Source organism: [Clostridium] celerecrescens 18A (assembly GCF_002797975.1).
Lineage (GTDB): Bacteria > Bacillota > Clostridia > Lachnospirales > Lachnospiraceae > Lacrimispora > Lacrimispora celerecrescens.
In genome coordinates this window covers 3,145,578-3,158,541 of sequence record NZ_PGET01000001.1, presented here as the reverse complement: position 1 = coordinate 3,158,541, position 12,964 = coordinate 3,145,578, and the positions used below count along the sequence as shown (strand labels likewise).

9 protein-coding genes are annotated in these 12,964 nt (G+C 43.8%); 3 read left to right on the top strand and 6 right to left on the bottom strand.

Annotation, left to right across the window (positions count from 1 at the left end; translation table 11 throughout):
- Positions 1 to 117: 117 nt before the first annotated feature.
- The 6 genes from H171_RS14485 to H171_RS14460 all read right to left on the bottom strand — a co-directional run bounded on the left by H171_RS14485 (position 118) and on the right by H171_RS14460 (position 8,226).
- On the bottom strand, positions 118 to 1,737 hold the full coding sequence (locus tag H171_RS14485; RefSeq protein ID WP_100305786.1) for a glycoside hydrolase family 13 protein: 1,620 nt from the start codon (positions 1,735 to 1,737) through the stop codon (positions 118 to 120).
- A gap of 16 nt (positions 1,738 to 1,753) precedes the next feature.
- Positions 1,754 to 2,584 (bottom strand): carbohydrate ABC transporter permease, encoded by an 831-nt coding sequence (locus H171_RS14480; RefSeq protein WP_100305785.1) that lies wholly within the window; start codon positions 2,582 to 2,584, stop codon positions 1,754 to 1,756.
- Complete coding sequence (locus H171_RS14475; protein ID WP_330404250.1) at positions 2,584 to 3,462, bottom strand: carbohydrate ABC transporter permease; 879 nt, start codon at positions 3,460 to 3,462, stop codon at positions 2,584 to 2,586. The genes H171_RS14480 and H171_RS14475 overlap by 1 nt, the downstream gene beginning before the upstream one ends.
- 24 nt (positions 3,463 to 3,486) lie before the next feature.
- Positions 3,487 to 4,764, bottom strand: a complete 1,278-nt coding sequence (locus H171_RS14470; protein ID WP_242976965.1) for an ABC transporter substrate-binding protein — start codon at positions 4,762 to 4,764, stop codon at positions 3,487 to 3,489.
- 107 nt (positions 4,765 to 4,871) lie between these two features.
- Entirely contained in the window at positions 4,872 to 6,407 is a 1,536-nt protein-coding gene (locus tag H171_RS14465; RefSeq protein ID WP_166433623.1) for a response regulator, read from the bottom strand.
- Position 6,408: 1 nt separating this feature from the next.
- Positions 6,409 to 8,226, bottom strand: coding sequence for a sensor histidine kinase (locus tag H171_RS14460; protein ID WP_100305782.1), 1,818 nt, complete (start codon positions 8,224 to 8,226; stop codon positions 6,409 to 6,411).
- Between the two features lie 212 nt (positions 8,227 to 8,438).
- Here H171_RS14460 and H171_RS14455 point away from each other — a divergent pair, with 212 nt between their 5' ends.
- The 3 genes from H171_RS14455 (at position 8,439) to H171_RS14445 (ending at position 12,960) form a co-directional block, all read left to right on the top strand.
- The gene (locus tag H171_RS14455; RefSeq protein WP_100305781.1) at positions 8,439 to 9,353 is read left to right on the top strand and encodes a helix-turn-helix transcriptional regulator; all 915 of its coding nucleotides are present in this window, start codon (positions 8,439 to 8,441) and stop codon (positions 9,351 to 9,353) included.
- Between the two features lie 86 nt (positions 9,354 to 9,439).
- On the top strand, positions 9,440 to 11,104 hold the full coding sequence (locus H171_RS14450; RefSeq protein ID WP_100305780.1) for an alpha-glucosidase: 1,665 nt from the start codon (positions 9,440 to 9,442) through the stop codon (positions 11,102 to 11,104).
- 248 nt (positions 11,105 to 11,352) lie between these two features.
- Positions 11,353 to 12,960, top strand: coding sequence for a PTS transporter subunit EIIC (locus tag H171_RS14445; protein WP_100305779.1), 1,608 nt, complete (start codon positions 11,353 to 11,355; stop codon positions 12,958 to 12,960).
- Positions 12,961 to 12,964: the final 4 nt, after the last annotated feature.

Genomic DNA, 12,964 nt, shown 5'->3' with positions numbered 1-12,964 from the left:
AAGACGCCCATTGATGAAAAACAAAAGAAGAGAGCCGTTTCCGGCTCTCTTCTTTTGTTTTTCATCAAGTAGATCCCCCACTTCAATGCCGGAAAGGCATAAGTGGTGGGTGGGGACTTACCCGATCAGATACATTCTGGCTTCATACGGCCTGAGTACATTTGCCAGGCCTTCATCTATATAAGAAATGATTAACTGCTTTTTCTCACGGTCTAGCTCTTTCGGCAGCTGCAATGGAACTGTTTTATCGTAAAAGTTACAAATTACAAGCAAAATAGTATCTTCCAGCGTACGGGTATAGGCAAATACATCGGGATCCTCAGGCATCAGGAGCCGGTATTTCCCATCTACGAATACGCCGTGGGTTTTTCTTAATCCAATTAACTTCTGGTAAAGGTGAAATATAGAGTTTTCATCTGCCATTGCGGCCTCTGCATTAATTTCCGGATAGTTTGGATTCACCTTGATCCAGGGAGTTCCAGCCGTAAATCCGGCTTCTTTGCCATGATTCCACTGCATCGGTGTTCTCGCATTATCCCGGCCTTTTGTATAGATAGATTCCATGACGTCCGCTTCTTTATATCCGGCTTCGCTTCTTTCCCTATAGATATTTAACGTTTCAATATCCCGGTAGTCTTCCATATCATATCTTACATTGGTCATTCCAAGTTCTTCGCCCTGGTAAATATAGGGGGTACCTTGCATTCCATGAAGGAGGATTGCCAGCATTTTGGCAGATTCGATCCGATATTCCTTATCATTTCCCCAGCGGGATACGATTCTCGGCAGATCATGGTTGTTCCAGAACAGGCTGTTCCAGCCTTTTAAGTAAAGGGATTCCTGCCAGGTGGATAAGGCACGCTTTAATTCCAGGAATGGAAGAGGGGCTAAGTCCCATTTTTCTCCGCCTTTTTTCTGGTCAAGGCAGATATGCTCAAACTGGAATACCATGGAAAGCTCACTGCCATCCGGATCGCTGTAACGAACGGCATTGTCCGGATTTGCACTCCATGCTTCTCCTACGGTGACTAAATCTCCTTTCTGAAAGGTCTCCCTGCTTAATTCCTGTATAAATTCATGAAGCTTTGGACCGTCGGCTGTGATCATCCGGTCAGGCTCCTTGGCAATTAAATCGATGACATCCAGCCGGAACCCGCCGACTCCTTTCTCCATCCACCAAAGGATCATATCCCGGATCTCCAGACGAACCTTTGGGTTATCCCAGTTTAAATCCGGCTGTTTTACTGAGAACTGATGGAAATAGTATTGTCCAAGCTCCGGAACCCACTCCCAGGCGGAGCCTCCAAAAGCGGCTCTTAGTCCATTGGGAGCAGTTCCTTCCACCCCATCCCTCCACACGTAATAATCATGATAGGGGTTATCCTTACTTTTTTTCGCCTCTATAAACCATGGATGCTCATCGGAAGTATGGTTTAAAACAAGGTCCATGATAATCCGGATCCCACGGCTGCCCGCTTTTTCAATCAGTTCTTCCATATCTTCTAAATTCCCGAACATTGGATCTATATCCTGATAATTGGATATATCATAACCATTGTCATCCTGTGGGGAACAATAGACAGGGGAGAGCCAGAGCGCATCTACCCCTAATTCTTTCAAATAGTCAAGTCTGGAGATAATCCCTTGAAGATCTCCGATTCCATCCCCGTTGCTGTCCTGAAAGCTTTTGGGATAAATCTGATATATAACCGCTTGTTTCCACCATTTTCTGTCCATTTTCTTCTTCCTTCCGTTAAGCTTTTACAGAACCGCTGGTCACTCCTGCAATGATCCATTTCTGGCAAAATACATATACAGCTAAAACTGGCAGCAGCACCATTAAATATGAGGCAAAGGCAAGATTATACTGCGTAGAGAACTGGCCTTTAAACACATACTGGGCCAACTGCAGGGTTTGCTGGCTTGCATCGCTCAGCAATACCAGGGGCATCAGGAAGTCATTCCAGGTCCACATAAAGGACAGGATTGCAACCGTAGCGCTCATGGGCTTAAGAAGCGGAAATATAATGCTCCAAAAGGTCTGGAACGTATCCGCCCCATCGATCCTCGCCGCTTCCTCTAATGCCACAGGCAGGGATTTGATGTAGCCTGAATAAAGAAACGTATTCATGGGCAGTCCGAATATAATATAAATTAATGTGATGCCATAGATGTTATCCAGATGAAAGGCTGAGGCCTGTTTTACCAGGGGAAGCATAATCACATTAAAAGGGATAAACATGGCGCTGATAAAATAATAATACATGAGATTGAAAAATCTGCTTTTATCCTTATTCCGTATCATGGCATAAGCCGCCATGGAATTGGTCAGGATGGTAAACACCAGATTGATGCTTGTGATAAAAAATGTATTTAAAAACTTTCTTGGATAATCGGTAAGCTCCCATGCCCTGGAAAAATTCTCCAGGTGCAGGGAAGTCGGAAGAGCCAGTATATGTTCCATATCCGACGGTGATTTCAAGGCGATCACCACAGTGATATAAAGGGGGCCCAGGATCATGAAAACAGCGATTACTGACAGAAGGATCGTCAGGAGCCAATTGGTCTTTTCTTTCTCTTTCATCAGTTTACTTTCGCCTCCCTTTTTTCTAAGATCTTCAGCTGGAATACGGAAATTGATGCCACAACCAAAAATAAGATAACGGCATTGGCTGACTGGTAGGCAAACTGTCCGCCGTCAAATCCTCTCTTATAAATCAACATGGAGATCGTGGTGGTCGCAGTTCCAGGCCCGCCCCCTGTCATTGCCATAATCTGGTCAAATGCCATAAGAAAACTCTTAACGCTCAATACCATATTGATGGTAAAGAAGGGAGCAATCAGCGGGAAGGTGATCTTGATGAACCGCTGGAGGCCAACGGCACCATCAACGGATGCCGCGTCATAGATATCCTTATCCACCGTCTGAAGGCCGGAGAGATAGATCATGGTGTTAAAGGCCATTGATTGCCAGACAGTCACGAACAAAACCCCAAGCCATGCTTTGCTGGTACCAAGGATATTTACACTTAGTCCGGGGATCCCCGCTAATTTTCCAAATCCCGGAATGATATTGCCAAAGATAAAGTTAAATACAAAACCGATGATCAGAGTGCCCAGCATATATGGCAGGAAATACAGCGCCTTTAAAAGATTCTTTCCCCGAATTTTCCCATTGAGACCGCATGCCAGCGCCAGACTTAACACGTTAACAAGGACAGTGGCGGAAAGTGCAAACTGAAAGGTAAAGCCATAAGCCTGCTTTATGGTAGGATCCTTAAAAAACTGCAGGAAATTTTTAAACCCGATAAATTCCCAGCTCCCATAACCCTTCCAGTTGGTAAAGCTGTAAAAGATACCCTTTAGAAAGGGGACCGTATGAAGTAAAAAGAATAGTGCTGCCACAGGAACTACCATGAGATAGAACGCTGGACTGATATGGTTGCTTTTATGTTTATTCAATGCCTTATCCTCCTTTTACCAGGCTTAACGGGTATTGAGGATATCATATTGTTCATCGCACTTTTTCAGTGTTGCAGCTATGTTTTCGCTTTCATCCATGCCATTTGCCTTATTTAAGAAAAACTCGGATAAAATAGCGGACAGATTATAACCGTTGGGATAATAATGGTCTACAAAATCCGTAACCTTTCCATCAGCAATATCCTTTGCCAGGCCGGCCACCGAAGCATCCTCCTGTACAACGCCTTCTACCGGAGAAAATGCAAACTGCTCGTTTATATAAAGCTGACTGTTTTCCGGTTCCAGCATAAATGCCACAAAACGCTTGGCGGCTTCCGGGTTTTTGCATTGGTTTGTCACCATAAGCATGACATCGATCCCGGATACAACCTTGTTTTTATTCTTATCATTGGTTGCCGGATAAGCAAACATATCAAGATTGATGGATTCATTGGTTTTTTTGATTTCAGGTACGGTCCACACGCCGTTAATCAGCATTGCAGCTTCACCACTCGCAAAGCTGCGGTTGCCGTCATCATAGGAAGTTCCCATAAAGTCTGTCTGGGCATAATTCACCAGCTTGCTGTATTTTTCCAGAACTTCTTCATGGGTGCCAAGGAAAGTTGCTGTTCCTTCTTTCTTTGCCTCTAAAAAGCCTTCAGGCTGTGTTGCAGGTGCCAGAGAGTTCCAGGAGGGTAAGATGGTCCAGCTATCCTTGAAGCTTAATTCAAAGGGCTGGATGCCTGCTGCGGACAGCTTTTCGCATACCTCAATGAGCTCATCCCAGGTCTCCGGAATGGTTACACCTGCTTTTTTAAACAGATCTGCATTATAGATAATACCGGAAGCGTTGGCAGCAAACGGGATGCCGTATGCTTTTTCTGCTTTATCCCCATTGATATCATAGACCATCTGCATATATGAATCGTTTATGGTCTTTAAAACCTCTTGATCACTTAAATCCAATAAGATTCCTGCTTCTGTAAGTTCCGTATAGATGTTATCGCCGCCATAGGCGATGATATCCGGCAGATCATCCTTGGTCATCCTGGTTTTTAATACAGTTCCCGCATCTGCCGGGGAATTTAAGGTGATCTGAACATCAGTATTCTGTTTGTTGAATTTATCCACGAGCTTTTGCATGGTGGATACATTTTCCATCTTTGAAGAGAAAAACTCCAGATGTGTCACTCCGGAATCGGAACTCTTACCTGAGGTTTTGCCTGATTCACTGCATCCTGCAGCCAGCATCGCTGCCAGGGAGCAGGTCAAACCAACTGCCAACATTTTTTTCATTTTCATATACATCTTCCTCGCCCTTTCTGTTTCCTGTTATTTGGTAGTTCCATTATACAAAACAAAACATGACCGCCTATATAAGGTATCTGAGATGTTTCGTAAAACATTTTTTACCTTTTTTCTTCCTGGGCGCGGTATTGCTCGGGGGTCATCTGATAAAGGCGTTTGAAGGTGTGGATAAAATAGGAGGTGTCATTATAGCCTACATAATCAGCGATTTCGCTTATCTTAAAAACTGTATTTTTTAATAGCTCCTTTGCCCGCTCCATGCGGTAGGTGATTAAGTATCTGGAAAAATTCAACCCTGTTTCTGATTTGAACAGTCGGCTTAAATAACTGGAATTCATAAAATACTTATGGGCTGCCAGTTCATTTAAGGAAATCTCGTACCGGAAGTTAAGGGATACGTAATTCTTAATTTCCTCGATGATGCTTCCTTTTTCCTCCTGGGAGCCGCAGGTGTTTTCCAGTATTTTAAACATATACCGCTCAAGCTCTTCCATGGTACGGAACTGATAAAGATCTGATTTGAAGGAAAACAAAAGATACCGGTTTATCTCTTCTGATTCAGAAGAAGCCTCCCTGCTGCAATAGGCTCTGCTGATTACGGAAAAAATCTGCATGATACCGCTGTATAAGGAATATACATTCCAGCTTCCTTCCGTGCATTTAAAGAAGAACTGACGGAGAGAAGTTTCTGCCTGCTGGTAGCTTCCCTTCATCACACTTTCGTAGATTGACAGTTCTTCCTGCTGTGTCAGGATCTGTTCCATGGACAGCTCCGGTTCATATTCAAACACTCTGGTCTTATCATCAAGCAGCCTTCCGTTAATGGCATAAACACAGTCCCGGTAAGCGTCTCCAAGCAGTTCTTCCCCTTTGTAAAGCCTGCTGATGCCACATGTGATTTCGATTTCCTTTTGAGGAAGTTCCTGCTTCAGCCGGTGGTAAAGCTTTTGATCCCACAGTACCTCCTGCCCGCCAAACTTCATGGCAATCACCTCGTCCGGCTGCTGGAAGTAAAAGACCTGGATATTGGCATGGTCTGATGCGGATTCTAAGAATTCCGCCAGCTTCTTTGCCTCCTCCCGGCTCATACGCTGTTTCCCCTGCAATAAGATCATCTGGTAGGAGCGATCCTTTAGCTGTCCGCCGCACAGATCACGGAAGGTTTCCATTAGGGCCCGGTTAGCCAGAATGCCGGAGATATTCACATATTGGAGGGATTCCTGCAAAAGCCTCCGGTCCACCTGCTTCTCAAGCAGCCTTCTCTTTTCTTCTCTGGCTTTTGTAATATCCCATATAGCCTTTTCCAGTTCCTCTGGCTTTACCGGCTTGGTAAGGTAATACCGGACCCCATACTTCATGGCTTCCCTGGCGTAGTTAAAATCCGAGTAGCCGCTTACGATAACCACATCTGTTGCCGGGCAGTGTTCTTCCACATAATTTGCAAGGGACAGCCCGTCCATTTCCGGCATGCGGATATCGGTGATCACAAGATCTGCGTCTTTGCCGGCAAGATAATCTGCTGCCTGCTTCCCGGTTTCGGCTTCCAGACAAACGGTGATATCCATATCCATATTAGTTAAAAGCTTAACGAGCATTTTTTTTGCATAATATTCATCTTCTGCTATGATGACCTTCATTCTACCCCTCCTTATTCCTCTTAATCCGCATGTGAATGCAGGTAAAGCTTCCGTACCGGCTTTCCACCACAATTCCGCAATCTTCTCCATAAAAGTTTTTAAGCCTTGCATTTACATTGGCTAACCCGATGCCTGTTCCAACCTCTCCCAGCAGGGTATTGGCTTTTGTATTCCATAATGCATGGTTTAATTCATCCACCCTCTCTTTTGTCATACCGCAGCCGTCATCGTACACGGAGATCAAAAGGTAATCTTCCGAATCCGGTGATACGGATATCTTTAAATAGTCCTGGTCCCGTTTTTCCTTAAATGCATGTTGAATGGAGTTTTCCACAATAGGCTGCAGGATGAATTTAATAACTCCATTATTTTCGTATTCCTCGGGGATATCATACTTCACTGCAAAGCGCCCGGGGAACCGGATGGACTGGATGCGGATATAGTTTTTCAGCTGGTTCACTTCATCCTTTACGGTTACAAAATCAGTCCCTTTTATGTTATAGCGGAACATATCCGACAGACTTTCTGTAATTGCAGGGATTTCTTCAATTTCTTCCAGCCTTGCAATGGCTGTAACCGTATTCAGCGCATTATACAGAAAGTGGGGATTGATCTGGAACTGAAGCATTTTAAGCTCTGCCTGCTTTTGATTGATCTGCATAATATACAGTTTGGTAATGCTGTCATTGATCCTTTTTCCCATTTCATTATAAATTTCAATTAAGTTGCCGATTTCATCCTCCCTGGGCTGTAATCCTGTTAAAAGCTTTACTTCTCCCTGCCTTGCCTGGTTCATGGTTTCTGCCAGTGCTTTAATCGGCCGGCTGACCTGCTTGGATAATATGAGGCTTAAAATCCCGGCTGCAGTCAGGATAAGCATCACCCATGCCATGACATTTAACATGCTTTCCATGCTGGTATTGATCAGCAGGTGCTTTGGGATATACTGCACCAGATACCAGCCGGTGGATTCATTTTTTAAAACAGCGGCAATGCAGAGAGTACCATTTAGAGAAAGCTCCCCTGATCCCTTTCCGGAGGCCTCAATCTGCTCCAGATGAGGAAAGGCCTCCTGCTTTTCCTTTTCTGAAAGGGCGGTCTCCAGATTGATGTGGGCGTTTCTGGAATTATAGATGACCTGGTTTTTATATACAATAGCAAAGGAAGATGCCAGACCGTCGGCTGCGTCTGTGGAATTAAAATCTTTTGCAATGGACCCAAAATCCAAGTCTGCCAGCAGATATCCATAGGTTTTATACTCACCGATATCCGAAAGCTGGTGGTATACCGTTACCAGGGAATAGCCGGTATTCCCTATTTTCTGGGGATAAGGGATTGTATAGTATTTCTGGCTCTTTGTTTTCCAGGCGACGCTAGCGATGGTCTTCCGTGCGTTTCCTATATAGTCCTTTGAAATATTATTTATGCTGCAATAGGTGTCTCCTGCAGAAGTCAGGATGGTTATTCTTTGTACATGGGGATTGATGACCGTGAGCATTTTAAGAACGGTCTGCATATAATAGTCCCTTTCATAACGGTCTTTGGGGGTCATATTGCTGGATTTTTCATGGAGTATGACATTGATCTTGGGATCGATGAGATGCAGAAGATTTAAGGAGCTGTTATTTCCCATGGCAATATCTAAGTTCATGTTTTTCTGCTGGTTCGACTGTTTCATGTATTCAATGTTGTAGGTAAGGGCAGAAGAGACCCCCTGAATATAGCAGATGGCAAAAATAACCACGGTAAACAGCAGTAAGAGCAAATAGGTAAGCAGTATTTTGGACTGAAAAGATAATCTGCGGAATCGTCTGATCATTGTATTCCTCCTGGTATTCTGGCTTGGGTTATGTTACTAAGTGTACTATAAACATAACTTCTTGACCAGTATGCTTTTGCTTGAATCCCTTTCCCTCCCTGTGTTATGATACACGTAATATACCGTATGATTCAACGAATCAGGCAGCGAAGCGGATTGCAAATATCCGCTTGACTTAAAGGCATAAATACGGCCGGGAAATGAGGATAATCATGAATCCAGAGATAAAATCCAAATTAAAAGAGGGACGTCCCCATGGTACCAGTTCTTTTCCCTGTGGGATCTACCGGACACAATCAGCACAAAAGGGCATTTTAGTAAAGCACCACTGGCACGAGGAAATTGAAATGATCCACTTCCTTAAGGGGCACTTTCGCTTATTAGTCAACATGGAGTCCTATGAAATCAAGGATGAATGTATTTTTTTTATCAATCCGGGGGAGCTTCACGGAATCATCAGTGAATCCAAAAGTTTAAAAGAGGAGCATGCCATCGTGTTTCAGCCGGGGCTTTTAAGCTTTGACGCTTATGATTCCGCTCAGATGTATTTAATCAATCCCTTAAAAAACAATGAGCTATCCTTTCCCAGATGCCTTCAGCCAGATCATCCGTCTTATGCTTCTATCCTGGATTGTTTTACCAATGTGACGGATTCCTTTGGAGGAGAGGAAGGCTTAGGGCAGCAGGAAGTCGTTTTTGAAGCTGTGATCTCCCAGCTTCAGATCAAAGCTTCCCTTCTTAAAATGCTTGCCACCTTGTACCAGTTCCACCTGTATTCCGATTCCCACCGCAATGCGGATACGCGGGTAGAGCTGATCAAAGCCTCCATTACCTTTATCAGGAACCATTACAGGGAAAAGATTTATATCCGTGACCTTGCTTCCCTTGCCAATATGAATGAACAGTACTTCTGCCGCTTTTTTAAAAAGGCCCTTGGCAGGACTCCCACCGAATACATCAATGATTACCGGATCCGGAAGGCAATCAATTTACTGGAAACCACTGACCTCCCGGTCATGAACATATGCCTGGATTCCGGTTTTTTTAACCTTGGAAATTTTTTGAAAATATTCCGGAGGTATACCGGTATGACTCCCTTAAAATATCGGAAAGAAAAGTCAAAATAGTGAATTTTTTAATCATAGAAGTGTAAGACAAATCTTGTTCTGAGAGGTAGAATAAGGCTACTACTGAAAAGAGAGGTTGACATACGATGAATAAGAAATGGTGGCATGACAAGACAGCTTATCAGATTTATCCAAAGAGCTTTCTGGATACCAATGGGGACGGTATTGGAGATTTAAAAGGGATTATCAGTAAATTGGATTATTTGAAGGACTTAGGTGTGGATATCCTATGGCTTTCCCCGATTTACGTTTCCCCTTTTGCAGATCAGGGATATGACATTGCCGATTATTACAACATAGACCCCAGGTTCGGGACCATGGAGGATATGGAGGAACTCATTAAGAAAGCGAAAGAACGGGAGATGTATATCGTCATGGATCTGGTCGTTAACCATTGCTCCGACGAGCACGAATGGTTTAAAAAGGCATGTGCCGATCCGGATGGCGAATATGGAAACTACTTTTATATCCGTGAGAAAAAGGACGGTAAATCACCTACCAACTGGCGTTCCTACTTTGGAAATTCCGTATGGAGCGATATTCCCGGTACCAATAAGCAGTATCTTCACTCGTTCCATAAGAAACAGCCGGACTTAAACTGGGAAAATGAAGCAGTCCGTGAGGAAGTTTATAAAAATATCAATTGGTGGCTGGATAAAGGATTGGGCGGTTTCCGGATTGATGCGATCATTAATATAAAAAAGGCCCTTCCCTTACAGGATTATGAACCGGACCGGGAAGATGGTCTATGCAGCATCCAGGAAATGCTGTCCCAAGCCAATGGAGTCGGTGAGTTTTTAAGCGAAATGCGGGACCGCTGCTTTACTCCTCATGATGCCTTTACTGTTGGGGAGGTCTTTGATGAAAAGCCGGAAGAATTAGAATCCTTTATCGGTGAAAATGGTTACTTTTCCAGTAAATTCGATTTTAATGAAACCATATTCGGCGGAAGTGAGAAGGGCTGGTATGATGCCAAAGCGATTACTCCGGAAGATTATAAGCATTGCTGTTTTGCAGCCCAAAGGCATGTGGGGACTACCGGATTTTTATCCAACATCATTGAAAACCACGATGAGCCAAGAGGAGTCAGCCATTACCTTCCGGAAGGAGAATGCAGCCTGGAAGCCAAAAAGATGCTTGGCGGCTTAAACTTTATGCTCCGGGGAATCCCCTTTATTTATCAGGGACAGGAAATCGGTATGGAAAATACGGTTTTCTCCGGCATTGATGAAGTGGATGATATTGCCACCCTTGACCAGTACCAGACCGCTCTGGAGGCAGGGCACTCACCGGAAGAGGCGCTTCGCATTGTAAGCCGCTACAGCAGGGATAATGCAAGAACTCCCATGCAGTGGGATGCATCGGCCAATTCTGGCTTTACAAACGGCACCCCCTGGCTGAAGGTGAACCCTAATTACAGGGATATCAATGTGTCTGACCAGATGAACAATGATCATTCGGTTTTCATGTTCTATAAAAGGCTGATCCAGTTAAGGAAACATCCCAGATGGAAGGAAACCATAATCTATGGAAACCTGGAACCTGTTCTTGAGGATAAAAAAAATATTATGGCTTACTACCGGAAAGGGCCGGAAACACTTCTTATCATTGGGAATTTTCAAAAAGAGGAACAGGATGTCATACTTCCCCGGATACATAAGACAGTTCTGATCAATAACTATCAGGAAGTATCTTACGACGGGGCCAGGGTTCATTTAAAGGGCTGGCAGTTCCTTGTAATGGAAGTTTAACAGGAATCATTGAAGTAAATTAGGATAGCGTTGATACTCATTTCGTATTTAGAATAGAGTATCAACGCTTTTTCATATCTCATTTTGATCTGGTATTAAAATATACAAGGAACCGAAGTAAATATGTTCACTATACGGTCAACATGTTGTGAATAATACAGAATATATTTTGATTTGTATTCAAGTATGATAAAATCCCACCACAAGGTAATTACCAGTGTAAACAACTATATATGGAGGAATAAGAGATGAGGGATAAAGTAGTAAAATCCATGCAAAGCTTTTCCAAAGCAATGATTGGACCAGTGTTATTTTTGCCTGTCGTAGGTATGATGATTGCTTTAACTGCGATCATGACCAATACCGCATTTGTTTCAGAAGGTGGACTGATGTGGACGGTTGGCAAATTTTTTAACAGTATGCTGAATTCCATTATGGGGAATTTAAGTATTTTATTTTGTGTGGGAATTGCAAATGGCATGGCAAAAAAGAAAAAAGCAGATGCATCTTTTGTGGCTCTGATGTCATACATCATGTTTTTAGGCGCCAACAGCAAGTGGCTGGAGCTGTCAGGAAAGATGGTGGAAGGGGCAACCGCCGGTGCCTTATATGGTACGGGCCAGACGATTCAGTTAGGCTTTCATGTAACAGATATGGGCGTGTTTCTTGGAATGATCATCGGCGTTTTGGTGGCAATTGTTCACAACAAACATTGTGATACCGAGTTTAAGGGAGGATTCGCTCCTTACGGCAACAGCAAGCTTGTTTACATGATCATGATTCCGGTAATTGCAGGATTAAGCATTGGCGTGACTTATGTGTGGCCGGGAGTAGCAAACGGAATATCCGCATTGACCGGTTTTATGAGTACTGCCGGTGCAGCAGGTGTATTTGTTTACGGATTCTTAAACAGATTCCTGATCCCTACCGGTCTGCATCACTTAATCTGGTCGCCGTTCCTTTATTCTGCGGTTGGCGGACAGGCGGTGATCGGCGGAGAAAATGTGATTGGTGCAAAGCCGATCTTCCTGGCACTGTTAAGTGATCCCACAGCCGGAATGATGCCGGATACCAGCCGTTTCCTGACCTATGGCCTGATGAAGACTTTTGGGATTATCGGTGTGGCACTGGCTTTCTATGTAACAGCAAGGAAAGCGAAAAAGGCGAACTTAAAGGCTCAGATGATCCCGGCCACTTTAACTGCTGTGATCGCCGGAATTACGGAACCCCTGGAATTTACCTTTATTTTTGCTGCTCCTTTATTATGGCTGGTATATTCCGTTCTGGATGGCTTTTTTCAGATGGTTGTTTATTTGATCGGTGTCCGTGTCTGTGCCACCAATGGAATCCTGGATTTCCTGGTATTAAATCTTCCGGCAGGAATCGGCAGAACCTTATGGCCTTTGTATGTGCTGGTCGGCCTTGTTGAGATCCTTGTGATTTTCCTTGTCTTTAAGTTTATGATTGAAAAGCTGAACTTAAAAACTCCGGGACGCGAAGAGGATGATACGGATATGGCTTTGGATTTAAATGCCAATGCAGCAGCAGTAAAAAAAGAATTAAAGGCAAAACAGTCCGGAAACAGCGAGACTGAGGAAGACCGGCTGAACCAGGGCAGGATCATCGTAGAAGCATTAGGCGGGAAAGAAAATATTTTAAGTCTGGAAAACTGCTTTTCCCGGTTAAGAGTAGAAGTTGCTGACAATTCAAGGATTGATGAAGAGGCATTAAAGGGCACCGGAGCAGCCGGTATTATGAAAAAGGGAAATGATGTCCAGGTAGTTTACGGTCTTAGCGTCTCTAAAATGAGAACCTTGGTGGATGATGCATTAGAGAAGATGGAATCACAAAAATAGGAGG

Bases quoted from the DNA above. Each gene is read 5' to 3' on its own strand.
- H171_RS14485 (WP_100305786.1), bottom strand. From the start codon at position 1,737: ATGGACAGAAAATGGTGGAAACAAGCGGTTATATATCAGATTTATCCC.
- H171_RS14480 (WP_100305785.1), bottom strand. From the start codon at position 2,584: ATGAAAGAGAAAGAAAAGACCAATTGGCTCCTGACGATCCTTCTGTCA.
- H171_RS14470 (WP_242976965.1), bottom strand. From the start codon at position 4,764: ATGAAAATGAAAAAAATGTTGGCAGTTGGTTTGACCTGCTCCCTGGCA.
- H171_RS14465 (WP_166433623.1), bottom strand. From the start codon at position 6,407: ATGAAGGTCATCATAGCAGAAGATGAATATTATGCAAAAAAAATGCTC.
- H171_RS14460 (WP_100305782.1), bottom strand. From the start codon at position 8,226: ATGATCAGACGATTCCGCAGATTATCTTTTCAGTCCAAAATACTGCTT.
- H171_RS14455 (WP_100305781.1), top strand. From the start codon at position 8,439: ATGAATCCAGAGATAAAATCCAAATTAAAAGAGGGACGTCCCCATGGT.
- H171_RS14450 (WP_100305780.1), top strand. From the start codon at position 9,440: ATGAATAAGAAATGGTGGCATGACAAGACAGCTTATCAGATTTATCCA.
- H171_RS14445 (WP_100305779.1), top strand. From the start codon at position 11,353: ATGAGGGATAAAGTAGTAAAATCCATGCAAAGCTTTTCCAAAGCAATG.